The 23,046-nt window shown below is 47.2% G+C and carries 21 protein-coding genes and 1 riboswitch; of the genes, 16 read left to right on the forward strand and 5 right to left on the reverse strand.

The window, feature by feature from the left end; translation table 11 throughout:
- Nucleotides 1–123 precede the first annotated feature (123 nt).
- A complete protein-coding gene (typA, locus tag ACTRDR_RS05110; RefSeq protein ID WP_440526384.1) occupies nucleotides 124–1,962 on the reverse strand; it encodes a translational GTPase TypA in 1,839 nt (612 codons plus the stop codon).
- 286 nt (nucleotides 1,963–2,248) lie between these two features.
- Here typA and ACTRDR_RS05115 point away from each other — a divergent pair, with 286 nt between their 5' ends.
- The 5 genes from ACTRDR_RS05115 (at nucleotide 2,249) to ACTRDR_RS05135 (ending at nucleotide 7,713) form a co-directional block, all read left to right on the forward strand.
- Nucleotides 2,249–2,896: a single-stranded DNA-binding protein gene (locus ACTRDR_RS05115; protein WP_022153846.1), complete on the forward strand. Its 648-nt coding sequence runs from the start codon at nucleotides 2,249–2,251 to the stop codon at nucleotides 2,894–2,896.
- A 109-nt stretch (nucleotides 2,897–3,005) separates the two neighbouring features.
- A complete protein-coding gene (locus ACTRDR_RS05120; RefSeq protein WP_440526385.1) occupies nucleotides 3,006–3,503 on the forward strand; it encodes a cob(I)yrinic acid a,c-diamide adenosyltransferase in 498 nt (165 codons plus the stop codon).
- A gap of 36 nt (nucleotides 3,504–3,539) precedes the next feature.
- A riboswitch (Lysine riboswitch) is annotated at nucleotides 3,540–3,716 on the forward strand.
- A 59-nt stretch (nucleotides 3,717–3,775) separates the two neighbouring features.
- Complete coding sequence (gene dapA / locus ACTRDR_RS05125) at nucleotides 3,776–4,660, forward strand: 4-hydroxy-tetrahydrodipicolinate synthase (RefSeq protein ID WP_440526386.1); 885 nt, start codon at nucleotides 3,776–3,778, stop codon at nucleotides 4,658–4,660.
- Nucleotides 4,661–4,765: 105 nt separating this feature from the next.
- Nucleotides 4,766–5,530 carry a 4-hydroxy-tetrahydrodipicolinate reductase gene (gene dapB, locus ACTRDR_RS05130; protein ID WP_440526387.1) on the forward strand — a complete coding sequence of 255 codons (765 nt, stop codon included), beginning with the start codon at nucleotides 4,766–4,768 and terminating at the stop codon, nucleotides 5,528–5,530.
- A gap of 230 nt (nucleotides 5,531–5,760) precedes the next feature.
- Complete coding sequence (locus ACTRDR_RS05135; RefSeq protein ID WP_440526388.1) at nucleotides 5,761–7,713, forward strand: fructose-1,6-bisphosphatase; 1,953 nt, start codon at nucleotides 5,761–5,763, stop codon at nucleotides 7,711–7,713.
- Between the two features lies 1 nt (nucleotide 7,714).
- Here ACTRDR_RS05135 and ACTRDR_RS05140 read toward each other — a convergent pair whose 3' ends face one another.
- The gene (locus ACTRDR_RS05140; RefSeq protein ID WP_440526389.1) at nucleotides 7,715–8,107 is read right to left on the reverse strand and encodes a hypothetical protein; all 393 of its coding nucleotides are present in this window, start codon (nucleotides 8,105–8,107) and stop codon (nucleotides 7,715–7,717) included.
- 129 nt (nucleotides 8,108–8,236) lie between these two features.
- Between ACTRDR_RS05140 and hisA the strand changes: the two genes are divergently transcribed.
- Nucleotides 8,237–9,016 carry a phosphoribosylformimino-5-aminoimidazole carboxamide ribotide isomerase gene (hisA, locus tag ACTRDR_RS05145; RefSeq protein WP_440526390.1) on the forward strand — a complete coding sequence of 260 codons (780 nt, stop codon included), beginning with the start codon at nucleotides 8,237–8,239 and terminating at the stop codon, nucleotides 9,014–9,016.
- A gap of 83 nt (nucleotides 9,017–9,099) precedes the next feature.
- Here hisA and ACTRDR_RS05150 read toward each other — a convergent pair whose 3' ends face one another.
- Nucleotides 9,100–9,300: a cold shock domain-containing protein gene (locus ACTRDR_RS05150; protein WP_176863797.1), complete on the reverse strand. Its 201-nt coding sequence runs from the start codon at nucleotides 9,298–9,300 to the stop codon at nucleotides 9,100–9,102.
- 263 nt (nucleotides 9,301–9,563) lie between these two features.
- Here ACTRDR_RS05150 and ACTRDR_RS05155 point away from each other — a divergent pair, with 263 nt between their 5' ends.
- Both ACTRDR_RS05155 and ACTRDR_RS05160 read left to right on the forward strand, forming a co-directional pair.
- On the forward strand, nucleotides 9,564–10,289 hold the full coding sequence (locus ACTRDR_RS05155; protein WP_440526391.1) for a peptidoglycan DD-metalloendopeptidase family protein: 726 nt from the start codon (nucleotides 9,564–9,566) through the stop codon (nucleotides 10,287–10,289).
- A gap of 22 nt (nucleotides 10,290–10,311) precedes the next feature.
- The gene (locus tag ACTRDR_RS05160) at nucleotides 10,312–10,788 is read left to right on the forward strand and encodes a bactofilin family protein (RefSeq protein WP_440526392.1); all 477 of its coding nucleotides are present in this window, start codon (nucleotides 10,312–10,314) and stop codon (nucleotides 10,786–10,788) included.
- Nucleotides 10,789–10,843: 55 nt separating this feature from the next.
- Here ACTRDR_RS05160 and ACTRDR_RS05165 read toward each other — a convergent pair whose 3' ends face one another.
- Nucleotides 10,844–11,143, reverse strand: a complete 300-nt coding sequence (locus tag ACTRDR_RS05165; RefSeq protein WP_440526393.1) for a YerC/YecD family TrpR-related protein — start codon at nucleotides 11,141–11,143, stop codon at nucleotides 10,844–10,846.
- A gap of 498 nt (nucleotides 11,144–11,641) precedes the next feature.
- On the opposite strand from ACTRDR_RS05165, the gene ACTRDR_RS05170 reads away from it, so the two are divergent.
- The 4 genes from ACTRDR_RS05170 (at nucleotide 11,642) to ACTRDR_RS05185 (ending at nucleotide 14,831) form a co-directional block, all read left to right on the forward strand.
- Nucleotides 11,642–12,286 (forward strand): DUF1836 domain-containing protein, encoded by a 645-nt coding sequence (locus ACTRDR_RS05170; protein WP_440526394.1) that lies wholly within the window; start codon nucleotides 11,642–11,644, stop codon nucleotides 12,284–12,286.
- A 5-nt stretch (nucleotides 12,287–12,291) separates the two neighbouring features.
- Nucleotides 12,292–13,050 carry a phosphatase gene (locus tag ACTRDR_RS05175; protein WP_440526395.1) on the forward strand — a complete coding sequence of 253 codons (759 nt, stop codon included), beginning with the start codon at nucleotides 12,292–12,294 and terminating at the stop codon, nucleotides 13,048–13,050.
- Nucleotides 13,051–13,128: 78 nt separating this feature from the next.
- Entirely contained in the window at nucleotides 13,129–13,548 is a 420-nt protein-coding gene (locus ACTRDR_RS05180; protein ID WP_022154912.1) for an HIT family protein, read from the forward strand.
- Between the two features lie 269 nt (nucleotides 13,549–13,817).
- Nucleotides 13,818–14,831, forward strand: a complete 1,014-nt coding sequence (locus ACTRDR_RS05185; protein ID WP_440526396.1) for an ABC transporter substrate-binding protein — start codon at nucleotides 13,818–13,820, stop codon at nucleotides 14,829–14,831.
- 47 nt (nucleotides 14,832–14,878) lie between these two features.
- Here ACTRDR_RS05185 and ACTRDR_RS05190 read toward each other — a convergent pair whose 3' ends face one another.
- On the reverse strand, nucleotides 14,879–15,376 hold the full coding sequence (locus tag ACTRDR_RS05190) for a helix-turn-helix domain-containing protein (RefSeq protein ID WP_440526397.1): 498 nt from the start codon (nucleotides 15,374–15,376) through the stop codon (nucleotides 14,879–14,881).
- A 192-nt stretch (nucleotides 15,377–15,568) separates the two neighbouring features.
- Between ACTRDR_RS05190 and ACTRDR_RS05195 the strand changes: the two genes are divergently transcribed.
- The 4 genes from ACTRDR_RS05195 to ACTRDR_RS05210 all read left to right on the forward strand — a co-directional run bounded on the left by ACTRDR_RS05195 (nucleotide 15,569) and on the right by ACTRDR_RS05210 (nucleotide 23,034).
- Entirely contained in the window at nucleotides 15,569–16,924 is a 1,356-nt protein-coding gene (locus ACTRDR_RS05195; RefSeq protein ID WP_440526398.1) for an SPFH domain-containing protein, read from the forward strand.
- A 103-nt stretch (nucleotides 16,925–17,027) separates the two neighbouring features.
- Nucleotides 17,028–17,789: a hypothetical protein gene (locus ACTRDR_RS05200; protein WP_440526399.1), complete on the forward strand. Its 762-nt coding sequence runs from the start codon at nucleotides 17,028–17,030 to the stop codon at nucleotides 17,787–17,789.
- Between the two features lie 19 nt (nucleotides 17,790–17,808).
- Nucleotides 17,809–20,643, forward strand: a complete 2,835-nt coding sequence (locus tag ACTRDR_RS05205) for a bifunctional diguanylate cyclase/phosphodiesterase (protein WP_440526400.1) — start codon at nucleotides 17,809–17,811, stop codon at nucleotides 20,641–20,643.
- Nucleotides 20,644–20,649: 6 nt separating this feature from the next.
- Nucleotides 20,650–23,034: an ATP-dependent helicase gene (locus tag ACTRDR_RS05210; protein WP_440526401.1), complete on the forward strand. Its 2,385-nt coding sequence runs from the start codon at nucleotides 20,650–20,652 to the stop codon at nucleotides 23,032–23,034.
- Nucleotides 23,035–23,046 lie beyond the last annotated feature (12 nt).

Consider the following 23,046-nt stretch of genomic DNA (forward strand, 5'->3'; position numbering starts at 1 on the left):
TGTGAGCAAGCTCCCAGATCGCTGTTTCTGTTTTGACTTTGCATGGCTCGTAACTTTCAAGTTAAAAAACCACCTTCACATACTGTCTGCAGTACATGAAGGTGGTTGTATTTATAGATCTTTTTAAGCATTTCGATTGATCATGGCACGTTTTCTCAGGGTCGGATCCAGGATCTTCTTACGGATACGAAGGTTCGTAGGAGTTACCTCCAACAGCTCGTCGGTATCGATGAAGTCCAGAGCCTGCTCCAGAGACAGGATTCTGGGAGGCGTCAGACGCAGGGCTTCGTCGGCACTGGAGGAACGGGTATTGGTCAGCTGCTTTTTCTTGCAGACATTGATCTCGATGTCCTCGTTGCGTCCGGTCTGACCGATGACCATACCGGAGTATACCTTTTCACCGGGCCCGATGAAGAGAGTACCACGCTCCTGGGCATTGTACAGACCGTAGGTGATAGCTTCGCCGGCCTCGAATGCGATCAGGGAACCCATCTTACGATACTGGATGTCTCCCTTGTAAGGACCGTAATCATCAAATACGGTGTTCAAGATACCGTTACCCTTGGTATCGGTCATGAACTCGCCACGGTAACCGATCAGTCCTCTTGCGGGGATGGAGAACTCCAGACGGGTGTAAGTGCCGCCGGAGATGGAACCCATGTTACGAAGCTCACCTTTTCTTTGACCCAGCTTCTCGATGACAGCACCGGCAAACTCGTTGGGAACATCGATATAAGCTAATTCCATAGGCTCTAATTTCTTGCCATTCTCATCGGTATGATACAGAACCTCAGCCTTACTTACAGCAAATTCAAAGCCTTCACGACGCATATTCTCGATCAGCACGGACAGATGCAGCTCGCCACGACCGGATACCTTGAAACGGTCAGGGGAATCTGTCTCTTCCACACGTAAGGATACATCGGTATTTAACTCACGGAACAGTCTGTCACGCAGGTGACGGCTGGTAACGAACTTACCTTCCTGACCTGCCAGAGGAGAATCATTTACCATAAACTGCATGGCGATGGTGGGCTCACTGATCTTCTGGAAAGGAATGGGTACTACATTTTCCGGAGAGCAGATGGTGTCGCCGATGTGAAGCTCGCTGATACCGGAGATGGCAACGATGGAACCGATGCCGGCTTCTTTTACCTCTACTTTATTCAGACCGTCGAACTCATACAGCTTGCTGACCTTGGTCTTGATGATCTTGTCAGGGTTGTGGTGGTTACAGATGACCACATCCTGATTTACACGGATGGTACCGTTGTCAACCTTACCGACACCGATACGGCCTACATATTCATTATAATCGATGGTACTGATCAGTACCTGGGTAGCTGCATCGGGATCACCTTCGGGAGCAGGAATGTAGTTGATAATGGTCTCGAACAGAGGCTCCATATCGGTACCCATCTCATCAGCATCCAGGGAAGCAATACCTGCCTTGGCGGAAGCGTACACGAAAGGACAGTCTAACTGGGAATCGTCCGCATCCAGCTCTAAGAACAGCTCCAGTACTTCGTCTACGACTTCATCGGGTCTTGCTTCGGGGCGGTCGATCTTGTTGATACATACGATAACGGGAAGCTTTAATTCCAGTGCCTTACGAAGTACGAATTTGGTCTGGGGCATAGCACCCTCGAAAGCATCCACTACCAGGATAACACCGTTTACCATCTTCAGGACACGTTCTACCTCGCCGCCGAAGTCTGCATGACCCGGGGTGTCGATGATGTTGATCTTGGTACCCTTATACATAACAGCAGTGTTCTTGGACAGAATGGTGATACCACGCTCGCGCTCGATATCGTTGGAGTCCATGACACGCTCAGCAACTTCCTGATTTTCACGGAATACACCGCTTTGTTTTAACAGCTCATCCACCAGAGTGGTTTTACCGTGGTCTACGTGAGCAATGATTGCAACGTTTCTGACATCTTCTCTTTTTTGTCTCATAAAAATCCTTGCCTTTCTAAAAATGCGTGCAACTGATTTAACCTTTTTTCAAACTGTTTCAGTATAGCACTTATCATTTCCGGACGCAAGAAAAAACCGTGTAAAATCAACGTTTTTGTTGGTTTTCCATATGAAAAAGTATGGAAAAGAAATCCCTTTTGTGCGGTATTTGCATTTTTATGCGATGGGTTTTAGTACTCAAACGATAAAAAATAGAGTATAAATAGTAGTGCAATACATAAGGATTGTTGTAGAAGAGTCAGAAGATGTAGAAGGGAGAACAAAAATGACAGATAAGGTTATTGAAAACAATCAGGTAACGGTGATGGGGGAAGTGGTAAGCGATTTTTCCTACAGCCATGAGATCTACGGGGAAGGATTCTACATGGTGGATTTAAGGTGTACGAGACTGAGCGACAGCTTCGACATCATACCGGTGATGGTCTCGGAGAGACTTTTAGATGTGACAGCAAGCTATATCGGAATGCTTTTGTGCGTTAACGGGCAGTTCCGGTCCTATAACCGTCATGAGGAGCGTAAGAACAGACTGGTGCTGTCTGTGTTTGCCAGAGAGGTGAAATTTATTGAGGAGATGGAAGAAAGTTCCAAGACGAACCAGATCTATCTCGATGGATATATATGTAAGGAGCCGGTATACCGCAAGACACCGTTAGGAAGGGAGATCGCAGACCTGCTGCTTGCCGTGAACCGCCCTTACGGCAAGTCTGATTACATTCCCTGCATCTGCTGGGGACGTAATGCGCGCTATGCAGAACATTTCAAAGTGGGAGAGCGCTGCGCTATCTGGGGACGGATCCAAAGCCGTGAATATATGAAGAAACTGGATGAAGAAAATGTGGAGAAACGTGTCGCATTCGAAGTGTCCGTCAGCAAACTGGAGCTGCTGGAGGAAGCCCGGGAATCCATAGTCTGACGACAAAAGATTGCAAAAATTTACAATATATGGTATAAAGGAATGCATAGGCAACTAGCAACTGCGGACAGCTACCTGCCGCAAGCGCAGATAGACCATGAGGTGTGTAATGGCAGAAGGATGCATCTATATTTATACCGGCGATGGCAGAGGCAAATCACCGGCAGCAATCGGAAGAGCAGTACAGGCAGCAGTAGAGGGGAAGAGAGTCGTTATTATTCAGTTCCTGAAGGGAAAGGGACTGGAAGATTCGGATTTCCTGCGCAGGATGGAACCGGAGATCAAATTGTTCCGCTTCGAAAAATCGGACAGCAATTTTGCGGAATTGTCTGAGGAGAAGAAGCAGGAGGAGATCCAGAACATCCGTAACGGAATCGGCTTCGCCAAAAAGGTTCTGACCACCGGAGAATGCGATCTGCTGATCTTAGATGAAGTGCTGGGACTGGTGGAAAAGGATATCATTACAGTGGATACACTGAAGGCACTGTTGGAATGCAGAGGAGATACGGATGTGATCCTGACAGGAATCACCCTGAACGATGAAATATGCGTTCTGGCAGATGAAGTCTCCAAGATCGAGACTGTAAAATTCAAGGTCTGGGATTGACAGTCACATGGGTTAATGCTATCATAAAATTATATTTAAGAAGATAGAGGTTGCGTTTTTCAAGAGTATTTTTTCGGAGGTAACAGGTACCGTTGAGGGAAGAAGAAAGGGGAACACGCCGAAAGATAAGGTATCCTGCATATGTTATCTTGGGCATACGTTTAAGAAGCGTATGACTGTCATCTCGTAAGCAGATGGGGCGCTATCAAATAAGCTTGGATAATCAGCGCCGGCGCCATTGTGCGCTGGCGTTTTGTAAATGGAGGAAACATATGGCTATTTTTAAAGGAGCAGGCGTGGCAATTGTCACACCCATGAACGAAGATGGATCTGTCAATTATGAGAAATTCGGTGAACTGATCGAATTCCAAATTGCAAACGGCACAGATGCCATTATTGTATGCGGTACCACGGGAGAGAGTTCTACTCTGACCCATGAGGAACATTTAGATACCATCAAATATTGTGTGGAAAAAGTAGCGAAGAGAATCCCCGTAGTGGCCGGTACCGGCTCTAATTGCACTGATACCGCAGTATATCTGTCCCAGGAAGCGGAAAAATACGGCGTGGACGGCATTCTGCTGGTAAGCCCCTATTACAATAAAGCAACCCAGAAGGGATTGTACCGTCACTTTAAGACCGTTGCGGATTCCGTGAAGGTTCCCGCCATCCTGTATAACGTGCCCAGCCGTACCGGCTGCAATATCCTGCCGGAGACTGTGGTGAAGCTGTGTAAGGATGTAGAGAACATCGTAGGTGTCAAGGAAGCCAGTGGCAACATCAGTCAGATCGCACATCTGGCAGCGATCGGTCAGGGCGTCGTGGATATCTATTCCGGTAATGATGACCAGATCGTACCTATCCTGTCTCTGGGTGGTATGGGAGTTATCTCCGTGCTTTCCAATGTAGCACCTACACAGACTCACGAGATCTGCCAGAAGTTCTTCGACGGAGATGTGGCAGGCAGCCGTCAGATGCAGTTAGATGCTATGGATCTGTGCAATGCGCTGTTCTGCGAAGTGAACCCGATCCCGGTGAAGACAGCACTGAATATGATGGGAATGGGAGCCGGAGCGTTTCGTATGCCTCTGTGCGAAATGGATGAGGCAAATGCCAAGAGGCTTGAAAAAGCCCTGAAGGATTATGGTGTCCTGTAGGCTGGAAATTAAAAAGCAAGAGTGGAAGAATCCCGCCTGTGAAATTTTTATCATAGGCGGGATGTTTTTAAGTATATAAGGATATTAAGATAGGAGAGAACAAAAATGGTAAAAGTAATCATGCATGGATGTAACGGTAAAATGGGACAGGTGATCAGCGGACTGATCGCGGCAGATCCCGATATGGAACTGGTGGCGGGAATCGATGCCAGAGATGACGGACACAATCCCTATCCTGTATTTACGGATATTGAAAAATGCGATGTGGCAGCGGATTGCATCATTGATTTCTCAGCAGCCGTGGCAGTAGACAGGCTACTGGATTACTGCGTGGAGAAAAAGATCCCCTGTGTACTGTGCACCACCGGTCTGTCCGAGGCACAGCTGTCGAAAGTGGACGAAGCGGCAAAACACGTGGCTATCTTAAAATCCGCCAACATGTCCTTAGGCATCAACCTGATGTTAAAGCTGTTAAAAGAGGCCGCCGGTGTACTGGCAAATGCGGGCTTCGACATGGAGATCGTAGAGAAACACCATAATCTCAAACTAGATGCTCCCAGCGGTACCGCACTGGCACTGGCAGATTCCATCAACGAAGAATTTAATGGCGAATATGAATACGTCTACGACCGCAGTACACGCAGAGAACCGAGACCTAAAAAAGAGATCGGTATCAGTGCCGTCAGAGGCGGCACCATCGTCGGCGACCACGATGTCATCTTCGCCGGAGCGGACGAAGTCGTAACCTTCTCCCATACCGCCTACTCCAAAGCCGTCTTCGGCAAGGGCGCCATCCAGGCCGCCAAGTTCCTGGCAGGCAAACCCGCCGGCATGTACAACATGTCCAACGTGATCGATGCAGCAATGTAATATATTTTTATGGAATTTTCAATAAACCAGCAGCTTGACTGAGTGTAAGAATAAGCAGGCCGTAAGCAGACGTCGGTACCATAGCGTCCCAAGGGACGCATTGCGAGGGTACTGTCCTCGCTTATGTACCGCTACGATCTGCGACATGAGCGCATCGTACTAAAGTACGAGCGTGCCGCGTTTCTTATACTCAGGCGAAGCTGCGTAGGGGATAGAGAAAGGTGAATTTCATGAACGAAATGGAACAGAAGGTCCTAAAGACCCTCTCACACCAGTATAAAACACAAGCAGCCGCCGCCACGGAGATCATCAACCTCCAGTCCATCCTGAACCTTCCCAAAGGAACTGAACACTTCCTCACTGACATTCACGGCGAATACGAGCAGTTCAATCACGTCTTAAAGAACGGCTCCGGTTCCGTACGCCGTAAGATCGACGAAGAATTTGGCAACACCATCAGCAACAAAGATAAAAAAAGCCTGGCGACCCTCATTTATTATCCCGAGAGCAAATTAGAGATTGTGGAGCGGGAAGAAGATAACCTCGAAGACTGGTATAAAATATCCCTCCACCGCCTGGTGCAGGTCATCAAACGTGTCTCTTCCAAATACACCCGTTCCAAGGTCAGAAAAGCCCTGCCCAAAGACTTTGCCTACGTCATCGAAGAACTGATCACCGAGAAGGAAGAGATCCAGGACAAAGAGGCATACTATAATGAGATTATCCATACCATCATCCGCATCGGCAGAGCACCGCAGTTTATCATTGCCTTAAGCCACCTGATCCAGCGGCTGGTCATTGATCACCTCCATATCGTCGGAGACATCTATGACAGAGGACCCGGTCCCCATATCATCATGGATACCTTGTGTGAGTACCATTCCGTGGATGTCCAGTGGGGCAATCATGACATGGTGTGGATGGGCGCTGCGGCGGGAAGCCTGGCATGCATCGCCAACGTGATCCGCATGTCTGCCAGATACGGCAATCTCGCCACCCTGGAGGACGGCTACGGCATCAACCTGCTGCCTCTTGCCACCTTCGCACTGGAGACTTACGAAAATACCAACTGCGATGCCTTTACCATCAAGTTCAACACCGATTACAATACCAAGGATCTCGGACTGGATACCAAGATGCATAAGGCAATTGCTATTTTGCAGTTCAAGCTGGAGGGGCAGCTTGTCATGCGGCACCCCGAGTTCCATATGGAAGACCGGATGCTGTTGCACCGGATCGATTTCGAGCGGAGGATCATTACGCTAGATGGCAAAGAATATCCCATGAAGGACGTGGATCTCCCTACCGTGGATCCGGAACACCCTTACGAACTCACCGAGGAAGAAAGCAAGGTCATGCTGCGCTTGCAGCAGGTATTTATGCGCTGTGAAAAACTGCAGCGCCATGTAAAATTCCTCTTTTCCAAGGGCGGCATGTATAAGATCTATAACGGTAACCTCCTGTATCACGGCTGCGTTCCTTTAAATCCGGACGGAAGCTTCATGCAGGTGGAGATCTGCGGAAAAGAATATTGCGGGAAAGCACTGTATGACATTTTGGAGTATTATGCCAGAAGAGGTTACTATGCCAAGGATACCAAGGAACGTGCCCTGGGACAGGATATGATCTGGTACATCTGGGCGGGCCCCGGATCCCCGGTGTTCGGTAAGGCAAAGATGGCGACATTTGAGCGGTATTTCCTGGAAGATAAGAATACTCATGCAGAAGAGAAGAACAGTTACTACAAGCTGTTGGAAAATGAGGAAGTCATCGGTAAGATTCTGGAGGAATTCGGACTGGATAAGATCGATGCCCATATTGTCAACGGGCATGTGCCTGTGGAACAGATTCACGGAGAATCCCCCATCAAATGCGGAGGGAAACTTTTGATCATCGACGGCGGCTTCTCCAAGGCATACCAGAAGAAGACAGGAATCGCAGGCTATACCCTGGTATGTAATTCCAGAGGAATGCGTCTGGTAGCCCACGAGCCCTTTGAATCCACGGAAGCTGCAATCATCAAGGAATCGGATATTTTCTCGGATTCTGTGGTAGTGGAGAATTTCCCCCGCAGAAAACTGGTGGCGGATACCGATACCGGCAAGGAGATCCAGGAGAATATCTTCTATCTGGAAGAACTCCTGGAGGCTTACCGGGAAGGTACCATCATGGAAGAGGTATAATTTATCTCTGACCGTTACCTACCAGATCATTGGTGATATCGGAGACTCCGTTCGCGGCATCATCCACGATATTGCCTACTGTATCGCCGGCTTCTCCTACGGCGTTGCCGGCATTGTCCAGCATGGAATCATTTTCGGATACGGTATTACCGTTGCCATTGGTATCCCCCATGTTGTCTGTGGCAGCAGTTCCGGTCTCTGGGGTCTGTGTCACAGTGCTCTCCTGAGTGGCAGGAGAGGTGGAAGGGGAAGGAGAGGCAGCCATGCTGCCGGAGTTATTATTGTTCTTGTTATTGCCGCAGGCAGTTGCCATGCACAGGTAGACCGTGAGAATACCCAGAACCAGTAACTTTTTCCCAATGTGGGAGCTTGTGTTATTTGTCTTATTTTTCATAATGTCCTCCATTTCAAGATGACCCATTACGGGATATTTATGTCCGAACCACAGCTGGTTGGCTTGAAAGTAGTATGTGCGTATGTCAGAAAAATATACAAAAATATTTTTTGGGGAAAGAGGAAGTAAATGGAATTTCGACCCTGTATTGATATTCATAACGGAAAAGTAAAACAGATCGTCGGTGGAAGTCTTAAGGATCTCGGCGATCAGGCACAGGAAAATTTTGTATCCGGGCAGGATGCTGCTTTTTATGCCAGACTGTATCAAAAAAACAATTTAAAAGGCGGACATATCATTTTGCTGAATGCTTCGGACAGTCCTTATTATGAGGCTACGAAGAGGCAGGCACTTTCTGCTTTAAGAGCATATCCAGGCGGTCTGCAGGTAGGCGGAGGGATTACCGCGGACAATGCATCTGAGTATCTGGAAGCAGGAGCTGCGGCAGTGATCGTAACCTCTTATGTGTTCAGGGAGGGACGGATTGACTACGACAGACTTAAGAAGCTGGTTCATACCGTCGGGAGAGAGCATCTGGTGCTGGATGTCAGCTGCAAGCGCGTGGAAGAGAAGTATTTCGTAGTGACGGACCGTTGGCAGAAACTTACAGAAGAGATCGTGAATGAGGCGTTGCTTGAAAAGCTGTCAGCATATTGCGGGGAATTCCTGATCCATGCGGTGGATGTGGAAGGCAAGGCGCAGGGAATCGAACAGGAACTGGTAAAATCCATTGGCTCCTATGCCGGAAATCCCATCACCTATGCCGGTGGTGTGCATTCTATGGAAGATCTGCTTTTATTAAAAAAACTTGGGCAGAACCGGATGAATGTGACTATCGGAAGTGCCCTGGATCTGTTTGGTGGCAATATGAAATGGGAAGATGTGTTGTCGGTGTGCAGCGCATCATAAATACATTAAAAGTAAATAAAATGCCGCAGGGTTTTAAATCCCTGCGGCATTTCGATTACACATTTGATTATACAATTTTATAATTAAAGCTTGGTTACATTCACAGCCTGAGGTCCCTTTTCACCGTCTACAACGTCGAAAGAAACGGCAGCGCCTTCTTCCAGAGTCTTGTAACCATCCATGTTCAATCCGCTGTAATGTACGAAAACATCCTTGCCGGATTCATCGGAAATGAAACCATAACCCTTCTGATTGTTGAACCACTTTACTGTACCTTTGTTCATAATAGATACCTCCAAAAAATTCTTTCCTGTCATTTGCTTTCAGGTAATGTATACAACATTACATCAGCAACTGCATCATAGCACAGAGAGTAGTAAAAGTAAATAGATGATTCGTAAAAATGCACAAAAATTTATGGACAAATCATTCATAAATGCGAAGAAATGAAGAAAATCTTGGGAAAATATTACAAAAATGTTAAGAAATGATTGCTGTAAGTGCTTTCCTGTGATAAAATGAAATGATGTTTAGCGGAGGTGACTCTATGAAAAGACATAAACATAAGCGAAAACTGAATCATGTGTTGATCCTTACGTCGGATGCAGCAGATGCCAATGTAAGACAGTTCCGTGTACGTGCATGGATTGTGGAAGTAGTAGTTTTGGTGTTATGCGTGCTTATCGGCGGTGTGATCGGCTACTTTATCTACGAAGGACAGCTGTGGGAGAATGCCGGCAGACGGAGCCGTGAACAGGTCGTGGCGTTAGAGGAAGAGAATAAGACGCTGGCAGAGCAGAACAGCAAGCTGGAAGCACAGGTGACGGAGCAGGCAGAAGAAATACAAATTTTAAGTGATACGGTAAGCCAGAAGGTACAGAGCGAAAGTGAACTGTCGGCAACGTTGGAGAAGCAGAGCCTTCCCACGGAATTCCCGCTGACGGGTTCCGCATCTATGGAAGAGGTAACGGAAGGTGATCCTATGTGCATTTTCCATGCATCGGTAGGCACTACGGTGGTTGCCGCAGCAAGCGGTACGGTAATGGCAGTGAATGATGATGAGACCTATGGACACAGTGTGTGGGTGGATCATGGCAATGGCTACATTACCATCTATCGGAACAAGGGGGACGCAACAGTGGCTACCGGAGACACGGTAGTGCAGGGTACCACGTTATTTGTTATCGGTGAGGATAATGCGGATCTGGGATACCAGATGCAGAAGGACGGAAGTTATATCAATCCTATGGATATGTTGGAAATCAATGGTTGATCGCGGAAAGGTTTGGAAAAACATGTTTGGTAAAAAAAGTACAGATACAAAAATGAATACACTGATCGGTGCCGGTGCGGAGTTAAGCGGAGATTTTACGCTGGATGGCTCTGCGAGAATCGATGGTAAGATCGGCGGAAATGTAACGGTGACGGGAAACCTGATCTTAGGAGCCGGAAGCGTGGTTATGGGAGATGTACAGGCCGCATCCGTATTGATCGGAGGAGAAGTGACCGGCAATATCAACGCGCCGGAGAAGGCGGAACTGGCCGCTTCTGCAAAAGTACTTGGAGATATCGTCACCAAGGTGATCGTCATTGATGAACATGCAGTATTTCAGGGTAAGATTGATATGAATCAGACCGTTCCTGATAAAAAGGGAAAGATAAAGGCTGCTAAGACAGTCAATGCCGGACGTAAGAGTGCGAAAGCAGCGATTGCGGAAGCACTGAAGGAAGTGGCAGAGGAAGAAAAGAGAGAAAATCAAGCAGAAGAATAATTATAAAAAGACATTGACGAAGTTACTACATACGCCAATGTCTTTTTATTGGTATTTATGCTTCTGACTTTTTCTCCATCCGGTCAAATACCAGTTCGTAACCGTCGTTACCGTAATTCAGAGAACGATTTACACGGCTGATGGTAGCGGTAGAGGCTCCTGTTTTCTCAGCAATCTCCAAATAAGTCTTACCGTCCTTCAGCATGGCAGCTACTTCAAAGCGCTGGGACAGAGACAATAATTCATTGACTGTACACAGATCCTCGAAGAAACTGTAGCATTCTTCACGGGACTGCAGACATAACACTGCATCAAACAGAGAATCCACAGCATCCGTTTTGATTTTTTTATTCATGCTCGACACACCTTTCCATAGTTGTAATCCATACAACGTAACTATCTGTATTTTAGCATACTAAAGTTTTAAAGTAAAGGCGTGAAACAAAATAGTTATAAAATCTTCATAAATTCAGAGAATGAAGGAAAGGCACAAGTGTTGACATGTAGTTTTTGATACTATATAATGATGCCAGGGTCAAAAGGTCTAAACCCACATGAGCTTGCTCATAGGTGGGTGAAAGACCTTAGGACCCGCCCCGATATGAGCATAAAAGTGGGATGATAATCCCACGATATGCGAATATTGGGTAGGATTGAGGGAGTGCGTAGCACGGAGCAATCCGCAGGCATCAACGAGAGAACCGTCTGCGAAGCAGACAGCAGAGTGCGAAGCACGTGTTCTCGAGTTAATGTAACCCGGAGAACGCACAGCGAAGCAGACAGCAGAGTGCGAAGCACGCGTTCTCGAGTTAATATTACCGGAAACCACCCACGGAAAGGACCGCAGGACATTATGGCAGCGACAACAGAAGAATTACTTCAGACGATCTTACAGAGTCTGGAAAAAGTGGAATATATCAAAGCAGAAGATATTCCGAATATTGATCTGTATATGGATCAGGTGCTGACTTTCATGGATAGGAAGCTGCGTTCGGCAGTACGCCCGCAGACCGAGGACCGTGTCCTGACCAAGACCATGATCAACAATTATGCAAAAAACGATCTGCTTCCTCCTCCGGTGAAGAAGAAATATTCTAAGGAACATGTTCTGATGCTCATTTTCATCTATTACTATAAGGGCGTGATTCCCATGAATGAGATTCAGACGCTGTTGCAGCCGATCACCGATCATTATTTTCAAAATGGACAGGCGTTTGACCTGGAAAGCGTATATAAAGAAGTCGTATCTTTGGAAAAGGAACAGCTGGAGGACTTAAAAAAAGACGTAGTGGACAAATTCCGCAGAGCAGAGAATTCCTTTGCGGAGACCTCCGGAAAAGAACGAGAATTCTTACAGAAATTTGCCCTGATCTGCCTCTTAAGTTTTGATGTGTATATGAAGAAGATGATCGTGGAACAGTTGGTAGCGGAACTGGCTAACGACGCGAAAACCGGGGAGCCCGAGAAGGAAGCCCACAAGAGAAATAAAGAGAAATAGAGAATATGAAAGCATTTATGGATCTTCATACGCATACTCTGGCAGCAGGGCATGCGTATAGTACATTATTGGAGAATATAGACGCTGCACTGGCAGTCGGGATCAGATACCTGGGAATGAGTGAACATGGTCCCACCACTCCCGGAGGACCGCATGAGTTTTTTTTCAGTAATTACAAAGTGATTCCCAGAGAGTATGACAGAGAAGAGGTTAGCGGCAGAGTGGTACCGGTGACAGGAGGAAGGCTTCATCTTTTGTGTGGAGTGGAAGCTAATATCTGTGATACGGACGGAACACTGGATCTGGAGGAACGTTATCTGCAGAAGATGGATTATGCGCTTGCCAGCATTCATCCCTTTGCTTTTACTGCGGGAAGTCGTAAGGAGAATACGTTAGCTTCCGTGAGAGCTTTTCAGAATCCTTATGTGAAAATACTGGGGCATCCCGATGACGGCAGATTCCCCTTAGATTACGAGGAACTGGTGCGGGAAGCCAAGCAGGCACACGTTGCATTGGAAGTGAACAATTCTTCTCTAAATCCACGGTCGACAAGACAAGGCGGCAGGGAAAATATCATGGAACTGTTAAAGACTTGCATGAAATACGAACAGCCTGTTATAATGGGAACGGACAGCCATATGTGTTTTGCCATAGGAAAGTTTGCCGAGACCGAACAGCTGATGCGGGAACTGGATTTCCCTGCTAAGCTGGTATTGAATTACGACCCGGAGAATATTCATAAGCTGATCAACATCACAGTGTAGCTGATACCACCCGGTGTTACCGGGATAAGAATACAGCCTAAGACGGCACGCCCCGCAAGTGGGCAGATAGGAGAACAAATGAAAGACGCAAATTGTGGATATTGTATGAGAGGGGAACTGTTAGATAAGTTCGGTATTTTTATCTGTGACCTGAAGGTGAGCAGCCTGATCCTGTTCAAGGAGCAGAGCCATCCCGGCAGATGCATCGTAGCATATAAGGACCATGTCAGTGAGATCGTGGACATCAGCGAGGAAGAGCGAAGATTATTCTTCGAGGATGTGGCACATGCAGCGAAAGCCATCCATGCAGCATTCCACCCCGATAAGTTAAATTACGGAGCATACGGCGACACCGGCTGCCATCTGCATATGCATCTGTGCCCGAAGTACAAGGACGGTTTTGAGTGGGGCGGCACATTCGAGATGAACCCCGGCAAGACCTTTTTGACGGATGCAGAATATCAGGAGATGATCGACAAGATCAAGGCGAATCTGTAAATACCCGGAACATTTTCCCCAGGATTACATAGAATAGATATGTAATGATGCCAGGGTCAAAAGGTCTAAACCCACATGAGCTTGCTCATAGGTGGGTGAAAGACCTTAGGACCCGCCCCGATATGAGCATAAAAGTGGGATGATAATCCCACGATATGCGAATAGAGGGTAGGATTGTGGGAGTGCGTAGCACGGAGCAATCCGTAGGCATCAAAGTCAGGGGCTTTTGACCTTGACATCATATATAATCTCAGGGAGGATGAACAATTATGAAAACAAAGAAAGTAATGGCAACGGTATTGGCTGTTCTGCTTGCGGCAGGTGCACTTACGGGCTGCGGCAGCGCAGAACAGACGAACGGACCAAAGAAGACAAGAGTGGTGCTCAATGAAGTAGCCCACTCTATTTTTTATGCACCGATGTATGTGGCTATCGAGGAAGGATACTTTGCCGATGCCGGGATCGATCTGGAACTGGTAACGGGATTCGGCGCGGATAAGACTATGACGGCGGTGCTGACCGGTGAGGCGGACATCGGTTTCATGGGCAGTGAGAGTACGATTTATACCTATGCCGGAGGAACGAAAGACTATGTGGTGAACTTTGCCCAGCTGACCCAACGGGCAGGGAATTTCCTGGTGGCGAGAGAGCCTATCGATGACTTTTCGTGGGATATGTTAAAAGGTGCTGCAGTCTTAGGCGGTAGAGCGGGCGGTATGCCGGAGATGGTATTTGAATATATTCTGGAGAAAAATAATATGGATCCGACAACGGATCTGTCCATCGACCAGAGCATTGACTTCGGTTCCACGGCAGCAGCTTTTTCCGGCGGACAGGGAGACTTTACCATTGAGTTCGAGCCACATGCCACGTTGTTAGAGCAGAAAGGTGACGGCTATGTGGTGGCATCTTTAGGCGAGGAATCCGGTTATGTACCGTATACTTCTTTTTCTGCCAGAAAGAGCTATATAGAGAAAAATGCGGAGACAATTCAGGCATTTACCGATGCCCTGCAAAAAGGTATGGATTACGTGCAGGAGCACAGTGCGGAAGAAATCGCCAAATGTATTGCACCACAGTTTGCAGAGACCGGAAGTGATACGCTGACAGCCATCGTTGCCAGATATCAGGAGCAGGATACCTGGAAAAAAGATCTGATCTTCCACGAAGATGCCTTTGACCTGTTACAGAACATTTTAGAGGACTCTGATGTACTGAAAGAGAGAGTGCCCTATGAAAAACTGGTAACTACGGAATTTGCCGAGAAAGCGGCGGCAAAATAAGGAAAACGAAAAGAGAGTTATAAAAATAGTATAAAAAAGGAGGAGGATCAGGCATCCTCCTCCTGAATGTGTATATTTTTAATGGCCCAGAGCTTTAATGCCTTGGCATTGGTACTGATCTTCTCCAGGGAATCCAGAATATCCTGAAATGCCGGACGCTCATCTTCAGAGATCACGCCGTCTTCGGAGATAGCGATCAGGGAAGCACGAAGTGTATCGATATCTTTCAAGGATCCCAGTACTTTCAGCGCCAGCCGGTCAAAGTCTACAATGTCAACCTCTGATACACTGTTGCGTCCTAAGGGGCATTCTCTGGCACAGTAGGAGTTGCACAGCTCCGGTGTATTATATGCCTCTGCCATAGCCTTGACTTCCTCCGGATATGGGGCGATGGTATCCAGTTCGATCCTTGCCAGTCTGGTGCGGTCGATGCCTACCAGTTCAGCGGCCTTTTCCCGGCTGCTGAAGTCCGGATTTGTCTTGGCAGCTTCGCATCGTGCGAGATAGTACATATTATCAGCGGCTTTTGTAGCTTTTTTACCCATATTTCTTTTGATCCTTTTATAGTATAGTGTATTCAAACATCTCTAATATCACAGTTTAGTAGAAAAAAGACACATTGTAAAGGAAAAATGACGATATTTTACGAAAAGCAGTTGAGGGAATGTGTAAAATTTGCTAAAATATAAGAGATGTGAAAAAGAACATTTTTTCATATATAAAACGGAGGTGCGGTAATGGGTTTAATCAGAGCAGCAAAAGATGCGGTCAGCAGCATGATGGCTGACCAGTGGAGAGAGTATTTCTACTGTGATTCTCTTTCTAACGATGTATTGGTAGTAAAAGGACAGCAGCGAGTAACCAATGGACGTAACAGCAACACCAAGGGTGTGGAGAACATTATCTCTAACGGCTCCATCGTAGCAGTTAACGAAGGACAGTGTATGATCATCGTGGATCAGGGCGGAATCGTAGAGTTCTGTGCGGATGCCGGTGAGTTCGTATATGATTCTTCCACAGAACCCAGTTTGTTCTACGGCAATCTTGGCGAGAGCGTTAAGAATACTTTTTCCAATATCGGAAAACGTTTTACCTTTGGCGGTAATGCGGCGAAGGACCAGAGAATCTACTTCTTCAATATTAAGGAGATCATGAACAACCTTTTTGGTACGGCAAGCCCTATTCCGTTCCGTGTAATTGACCAGAATATCGGACTGGATCTGGATACCTCCTTACGTTGTAACGGTGAGTATTCCTTCCACCTGGTAGATCCTTTGTTATTCTATAAAAATGTATGCGGTAACGTAACAGAGTCTTATACCAGAAGCGAACTGGTAGCGAAGATGAAGGCAGAATTGTTGACCGCTCTGCAGCCTGCACTGGCTAAGATCTCCGCCCTGGGTGTTCGTCCCAGCGAAGTCCCAGCACATACCGCGGAACTGACAGAAGCTTTGAAGGAAGAACTTTCCGATCTGTGGACCAAGCTTCGTGGTATCGAGATCGTTACTATTAATATCAATTCTGCGAAGATCCCCGATGAGGATGCGAAGACAATCGCAGATCTGCAGAGAACCGCAGTACTGCGTAATACCGGAATGGCAGCAGCTACCATGACCGCTGCACAGGCAGAGGCTATGAAGATGGCAGCATCCAACACCTCTACCGGCCCCATGATGGCATTTGCCGGAATGAATATGGCAAATATGGTAGGCGGTATCAATGCCGGACAGCTGTATCAGATGGATGCACAGCAGAACAGTGGTATGCAGCAGGCACAGGCAGCACCCGCGCAGGGGCAGGCTCCTAGAATGCAGGCACCGGTACTTGGCTGGACATGTAGCTGTGGCGCTACGGATAACCGTGGTAAGTTCTGCTCTGAGTGTGGAGCACCGAAGCCTTCGGATGCAGGCTGGACCTGCAGCTGTGGTGCAGTAAATCAGGGCAAGTTCTGCTCTGAATGCGGAGCAAAGAAGCCGGAAGGAGCACCAATCTATAAATGTGATAAATGCGGCTGGGAGCCGGAAGATCCTGCACATCCTCCTAAGTTCTGTCCGGAGTGCGGCGATCCCTTTGATGACAACGACAGAGTATAATACATACTCGGCGGAATATATTTACCGGATACAGTACAGCAGATACCTTTATGATATCTGCTGTACTGAACTGTTATGAATGAAAAATGAAAGAGAAATATAAATGAACGGAAGTCTGATTGCTATTATTGTTATATTGGTATTGTGCCTGGTACTGGCAGGGATCATTTATTATGCTTATTGCAGGATCCGGGAAAAATTACGGGATACCTCCAGAATGTTATTCGGCACAGATTCCATGATCGAGGGAATGAAGCAGAGAGAAGCGGAAGTGGAGATGACCCCGAAGTCCGTATCCTCCGCGACAAATCTATATATGCCTTCTATTATGAGAGACTTTCCCGAGTTCCATTATGATGAGATGAAGAGCAGGGCGGAGAACGTGCTGACCTCTTATTTACAAAGTATTACCAGACAGAATCCGGCACTTTTGTCGGAGGGAACCAGAGAATTGAAAGAACAGCTCAGACTGCGGCTGGAGATGTTGCAGAACCAGTCACAGAGGGAGAGCTTTGAGAATATACATATTCACAGAACAGAGATACATCAGTACCGGAAGCAGAAGGGAAGACAGAGTATTGTCCTGCAGTCAGCGGTAGAATATATCCATGCGTTGAAAGAAAACGGTAAGCTTATCGGGGGCAGTGAAGAACGGAAAGAACAGGCAAAATACAATGTGGAACTGGTCTATATCCAGGATCAGGATATGGTCGAGAACCAGGAGGATGCAGGTCTGGCCCTGAATTGTCCCAATTGTGGTGCACCGCTTCCCGGATTTGGAGCAAAAAAGTGTATTTATTGTGATACACCTATTGTGGAATATAATCTGCGGATCTGGAATTTCAGCAGAGTGGAAGAAGCATAGAGAAGGCTGAGAGGGCTGTATGGACGAAAAAATAATAGGGTTAGATAAAAACAAAGATATAGACAGACGACTGGAGGAAACAACGAAGCAACTGCAGCGGGAACGGGAAAAACTGATGGCTGTGATCCGGATGTCTGGAGATCTGATCTTTGAATATGATATTGCAAAGGATCAAATGCATTATGCCGGTCCGGAAGAAGGCAGTCTGTATTGCGAAAAGATCACGGAAGGGTACACAGAGCAGCTTCTTAGGGAAGTGGACAACCGCACGGATGTAGTGGAACAGCAGCTTGCAGAAGCATTGCATAGCGGCAGCCCGGATATTTGTATTGAACTCTGCAAGACGGATGAGGAAGGCAATCCTCACTGGATGAAGGTCATCGGGCAGACTTTTTACAATGAGAAAAAAGAACCGGAACGTGTCTTGGGCAAGGTCTGTGATATTGATGCGCAGAAGAAAAAGGAAAAGGAATTACAGGAAAAATCACAAAAGGATTCACTGACCGGACTTTTGAATCATTCCACCATCAAGCAGCAGATCACACACAGACTGCAGAAAATGGAACGGGGACAGGTAGGATACCTTATTGTCCTGGATGTGGATAGCTTTAAAAAGATCAACGATACAAACGGACATCTGTTTGGTGATGCGGTATTGTGCTCTTTTGCGGATGAAATGAATAAATTGTTTCCTAAGGCGCTGAAAGGCAGGATCGGTGGAGACGAGTTCGTGTGCTATGTAGAGGATATGCCAAGAGAGGAACTGGAAGAGAAGCTTGGACAGTTGAATCACTGTATGTCTGACCGCTATGATGATGATAAAACGGGACTGCATATCTCCTGCAGCCTGGGAGCTGCGGTTACGGATGGAACAGTGACAGACTATAATCTGCTGTTCCACTGGGCAGACGCAGCCTTGTATCAGGTGAAGAGCCGGGAAAAGGGCGCTTATGATCTTCTGGAGGTCAAGGAGGGTGTGGCACTGCCCGGCCAAAGCTACCTGGACAGTGAGGAGAACAAAGAGGACGAGATCGCTCACAAGGAGGCGCAGTTCGAGAGTGCGGAAGATCTGGTGCTGTTCTGCGTGGATCTGTTGGAAAATGTTCCGAATCTGACCAGTGCCCTGAAGGTGATCAGTGAACGTACCTGCAGTTTTTTCAATATTGATGATATGATATGTGTGGAAGTAAATGAGGCAGGTCCGTCGATCCGTTATCAATGGAATCGTGAGGAAAAGAAAAATTTTGTCAAAAGATTACTGCACCCGGGAGTATTTGAATGGGACCGGATCCGGAAACGTGCAGACGAATCCGGCGCCGCAATTTACAGACAGTCTGAGACTCCGGATATCTACAAAGAAGAAGCGGAGTCTGTGATGATCGTAATGTCTACCGCTGCGAAGGGGTTAAAGGCCAGTGTTATCTTCTCGGACCGCCATACAGACAGAACCTGGGAAGAGGAGAAAAATGCCCTGTGCAAAATATCCCATCAGATATTCAACAGACTTCGTAAGCTGAAAAATGCAGAAAAAGATCAAAGGGAACTGAACCGTAAGCTGAATTATGATGCTCTGACCGGACTGCCGGTGTACAATAAGTTCGTAGACAAATTAGAAGCCTATATGGCAGCGAATGGTAAGACCGGATTATTTTTTGTGTCTTCTGATTTTTCTAATTTCCAGTATGTGAATGAGATGTATGGCTACGAGGTAGGCGACCGCATCCTGCATGATTTTGCCGTGGCATTACAGGAAAAATGTCAGGAAGGAATATTGTTCTGTCGTGTAACCTCCGATCACTTTGTTGGCGTGTTGAAGGAAGACTGCGTGGAGGATGCCAGAGAGGCGTACCTGGCGTTTACAAATTCTTTTGTGAAGAGGATCAACAGCCGGTATGATCAGTGTAATCTGGTCATTGCCACCGGTTTGTATGAGATCACGGAGAACGACTGGGCGGTATCTTCCATGATGGATAATGCCAATGAGGCCAGAAAACAATGCAAGACACAGAAGGTAGACAGTGCCGTAGAAATTTACACGGACAAGATCCGCAGAGATCTGGAGAATACCAGAGCAATCGTATCCGGAATGGTCAGTGCCTATAATAATAAAGAATTCCATGCATATCTCCAGCCCAAGGTGTCTCTTCATACCGGGAAAGTAGTGGGAGCGGAAGCACTGGTTCGCTGGATAAAAGCGGATGGAACTATGGTAATGCCCGGAAAGTTTATAGATATTTTTGAGAGAAATGGGTTTATTACCAAGGTTGATTTCGCCATTCTGGATCAGGTCATGGAATATTTGCATGATGCCCTGGCCCAGGGAGAAGAAGTGGTGCCGATCTCTGTTAACTTTTCCAGACGTCACAATGAATATGCGGATTTTGTGCCGAATATCTTAAAGCGCCTGAAAGACTATAAGGTACCCAGCGACCTGCTGGAGGTGGAAGTGACGGAGTCGGTATTTATGTCAGATCTGAATAAGCTGACCAATAATCTGGAAAACCTCAGGGACAGAGGCGTGGAGATCTCGGTTGATGATTTCGGAAGCGGATATTCTTCGCTGAATCTGTTATCCAAGGTGGCTGTGGATACGGTCAAACTGGACAAGCAGTTCCTGGATGATACCATGAACAGCGAACGGGAAGAAACCGCATTGACAATTATAAAATATCTGACTAAAATGTTAAGACATCTCGGCTTCAAAGTACTGGCAGAGGGCGTGGAGACCAGTGAACAGCTGGAGATGCTCCGGCTGGCGGATTGCGATATCGTTCAGGGATATTTTTATGCAAAACCAATGCCGATCGGGGAATTCAGAACTTTTTTACAGGAATTCAATGAAAGGGATAATTAGTAATACATGAGCATTTATGATACTTTGAATAAAGAACAAAAAGAAGCGGTGCTTCATACGGAAGGACCGCTCCTTCTGTTGGCGGGCGCCGGAAGCGGCAAGACCCGTGTCCTGACCCACAGAGTGGCATATCTGATCGATGAGCTGGGAGTGAATCCATGGAACATTCTTGCCATTACCTTTACCAATAAGGCGGCACAGGAGATGCGGGAACGTGTGGACCAGATCGCCGGTTTCGGTGCGGATCAGGTATGGGTAGCTACTTTCCATGCCACCTGTATGCGGATACTCAGAAGACATATTGACAGACTGGGATATGATACGAATTTTACGATTTATGATACAGACGATCAGAAGACCGTGATCAAGCAGGTCTGCAAACGTCTGAACATCGACACGAAGATGTATAAGGAACGGACACTGCTGTCTGAAATATCTTCTGCCAAGGACGAACTGGTGGATGTGCGGGAATTCGAGGTCAAGTCCGTAGGCGATTATCGCAAAAGTGTGACGGCAAAGGTATACAGAGAATATCAGGACACCCTCAAGAAGAGTAATGCACTGGATTTTGATGATATCATTGTGAAAACGGTGGAACTGTTCAAAAGCTGCCCAGAGGTACTCTATAACTATCAGGAGCGTTTCCGATACATTATGGTGGATGAGTACCAGGATACGAATACAGCGCAGTTTGAACTGATCCGGCTGTTGGCGGACGGCTACCGCAATCTGTGTGTCGTGGGTGATGATGACCAGTCCATTTACAAGTTCCGTGGTGCCAATATCCGCAATATTTTAGATTACGAGAAGGTATATCCGGATGCTAAAGTGATCAAGCTGGAGCAGAATTACCGTTCCACACAGAATATTCTGGATGCGGCAAACGCGGTGATCCGCAACAACAGAGGCCGTAAAGAGAAGGCACTGTGGACGGAAAAAGGAGCAGGCAGCCGAATACATTTCAGACAATTTGACAATGCTTATGAAGAGGCGGAATATATCGCAGATGATATTTCTGATAAAGTGAACAAGAATGGCGTTGCCTATGCGGATTGTGCAGTACTGTACCGTACCAATGCCCAGTCCAGACTTTTAGAAGAACGTATGGTGGTGGAAGGAATTCCCTATCATGTGGTAGGCGGTGTGAACTTCTATGCCAGACAGGAGATCCGGGACATCCTGGCGTATTTAAAGACCATTGATAACGGCAGGGATGAAGTGGCTCTGCGCAGAATCATCAATGTGCCGAAACGAAGCATCGGTGCAGCATCACTGGAAAAAGTGGCGGATTATGCACAGATGAAGGATATCACATTATTTGATGCATTGTGCGAGGCAGACCAGATCCGGGGACTGGGAAGAGCGGAAGCAAAGATCCGTGGATTCGTCAATCTGATCGAAGTGCTGCGTAGCGGATTGTCCTCCTATACACTGCCGGATCTGATCAAGTCTTTATTAGAACGGATCGATTATGCGGAATATCTGCGGGATCAGGATGAGGAATCCGCCGAGGACCGTCTCGGGAACGTGGATGAATTGATAACCAAGGCAGCGGTCTACGAGGAGACCCACGATGAGCCTTCTCTGTCGGAGTTTTTGGAAGAGATCATGCTGGTAGCGGATATTGATAATGTGGAGGACGGTGATAACAGAGTGCTTTTGATGACTCTGCACAGTGCCAAAGGTCTGGAATTCCCGGTGGTCTATCTTGCCGGCATGGAGGATGGACTATTCCCCAGCTTTATGACGATCGCGTCCGATGACCCGTTGGAGATCGAGGAAGAGAGACGACTGGCTTATGTGGGAATCACCAGAGCCAAGGAGGATCTGACACTGACCTGTGCCAGAAGCAGGATGCTTCGCGGTGAGACCCAGTACAATCCCGTGAGCCGTTTTGTGCGGGAGATCCCGAAGGAACTTATGGATAATACCCTGCCGCCCAGTAGAAGATACCGGGACGATGACCTGGAGGATTTTCAGGCGAGAAGAGCCAATGAGGCAGCCCTTCGTGCCATGGGACTGGAAGCGATTGCAGCTCCCCGGTCCGGAAATGGTTCGGGCAGCGGCTTCGGAGGCTTTGGCAATACCGGATTTGATCCAAGACCCAAGGCAACCTTGAAGCCCCGTGTTACTGCAAAAGCAGACAAACCTTATATTTCCAAGGGGATCAATGGACTCAACCAGCTGGCGGGACTGCAGAAGGGAACGGAATTCAAGGCACCGGATGCACTGGATTATACGGTAGGCGACAGAGTACGTCATATCAAATACGGTGAGGGCACGGTATTAAATATCGCAAGAGAACCCAGGGACTATAAAGTCACGGTGGAATTTGACCAGGCGGGGCAGAAGATCATGTATGCATCTTTTGCCAAGTTAAAACAGGTATAGTATTTTTCATGA

Origin of the sequence: Simiaoa sp., from assembly GCF_051972595.1 — a bacterium.
GTDB lineage: Bacteria > Bacillota > Clostridia > Lachnospirales > Lachnospiraceae > Acetatifactor > Acetatifactor hominis.

What these genes read in the sequence shown, in the direction of transcription:
- ACTRDR_RS05155 (WP_440526391.1), top strand. Translation starts at nt 9,564, where the DNA reads ATGAAAAGACATAAACATAAGCGAAAACTGAATCATGTGTTGATCCTT.
- ACTRDR_RS05140 (WP_440526389.1), bottom strand. Translation starts at nt 8,107, where the DNA reads ATGAAAAATAAGACAAATAACACAAGCTCCCACATTGGGAAAAAGTTA.
- ACTRDR_RS05205 (WP_440526400.1), top strand. Translation starts at nt 17,809, where the DNA reads ATGGACGAAAAAATAATAGGGTTAGATAAAAACAAAGATATAGACAGA.
- ACTRDR_RS05150 (WP_176863797.1), bottom strand. Translation starts at nt 9,300, where the DNA reads ATGAACAAAGGTACAGTAAAGTGGTTCAACAATCAGAAGGGTTATGGT.
- ACTRDR_RS05190 (WP_440526397.1), bottom strand. Translation starts at nt 15,376, where the DNA reads ATGGGTAAAAAAGCTACAAAAGCCGCTGATAATATGTACTATCTCGCA.
- ACTRDR_RS05175 (WP_440526395.1), top strand. Translation starts at nt 12,292, where the DNA reads ATGAAAGCATTTATGGATCTTCATACGCATACTCTGGCAGCAGGGCAT.
- ACTRDR_RS05170 (WP_440526394.1), top strand. Translation starts at nt 11,642, where the DNA reads ATGGCAGCGACAACAGAAGAATTACTTCAGACGATCTTACAGAGTCTG.
- ACTRDR_RS05180 (WP_022154912.1), top strand. Translation starts at nt 13,129, where the DNA reads ATGAAAGACGCAAATTGTGGATATTGTATGAGAGGGGAACTGTTAGAT.
- ACTRDR_RS05165 (WP_440526393.1), bottom strand. Translation starts at nt 11,143, where the DNA reads ATGAATAAAAAAATCAAAACGGATGCTGTGGATTCTCTGTTTGATGCA.
- hisA (WP_440526390.1), top strand. Translation starts at nt 8,237, where the DNA reads ATGGAATTTCGACCCTGTATTGATATTCATAACGGAAAAGTAAAACAG.
- ACTRDR_RS05160 (WP_440526392.1), top strand. Translation starts at nt 10,312, where the DNA reads ATGTTTGGTAAAAAAAGTACAGATACAAAAATGAATACACTGATCGGT.
- dapA (WP_440526386.1), top strand. Translation starts at nt 3,776, where the DNA reads ATGGCTATTTTTAAAGGAGCAGGCGTGGCAATTGTCACACCCATGAAC.
- ACTRDR_RS05115 (WP_022153846.1), top strand. Translation starts at nt 2,249, where the DNA reads ATGACAGATAAGGTTATTGAAAACAATCAGGTAACGGTGATGGGGGAA.
- ACTRDR_RS05185 (WP_440526396.1), top strand. Translation starts at nt 13,818, where the DNA reads ATGAAAACAAAGAAAGTAATGGCAACGGTATTGGCTGTTCTGCTTGCG.
- ACTRDR_RS05120 (WP_440526385.1), top strand. Translation starts at nt 3,006, where the DNA reads ATGGCAGAAGGATGCATCTATATTTATACCGGCGATGGCAGAGGCAAA.
- ACTRDR_RS05195 (WP_440526398.1), top strand. Translation starts at nt 15,569, where the DNA reads ATGGGTTTAATCAGAGCAGCAAAAGATGCGGTCAGCAGCATGATGGCT.
- ACTRDR_RS05200 (WP_440526399.1), top strand. Translation starts at nt 17,028, where the DNA reads ATGAACGGAAGTCTGATTGCTATTATTGTTATATTGGTATTGTGCCTG.
- dapB (WP_440526387.1), top strand. Translation starts at nt 4,766, where the DNA reads ATGGTAAAAGTAATCATGCATGGATGTAACGGTAAAATGGGACAGGTG.
- typA (WP_440526384.1), bottom strand. Translation starts at nt 1,962, where the DNA reads ATGAGACAAAAAAGAGAAGATGTCAGAAACGTTGCAATCATTGCTCAC.
- ACTRDR_RS05210 (WP_440526401.1), top strand. Translation starts at nt 20,650, where the DNA reads ATGAGCATTTATGATACTTTGAATAAAGAACAAAAAGAAGCGGTGCTT.
- ACTRDR_RS05135 (WP_440526388.1), top strand. Translation starts at nt 5,761, where the DNA reads ATGAACGAAATGGAACAGAAGGTCCTAAAGACCCTCTCACACCAGTAT.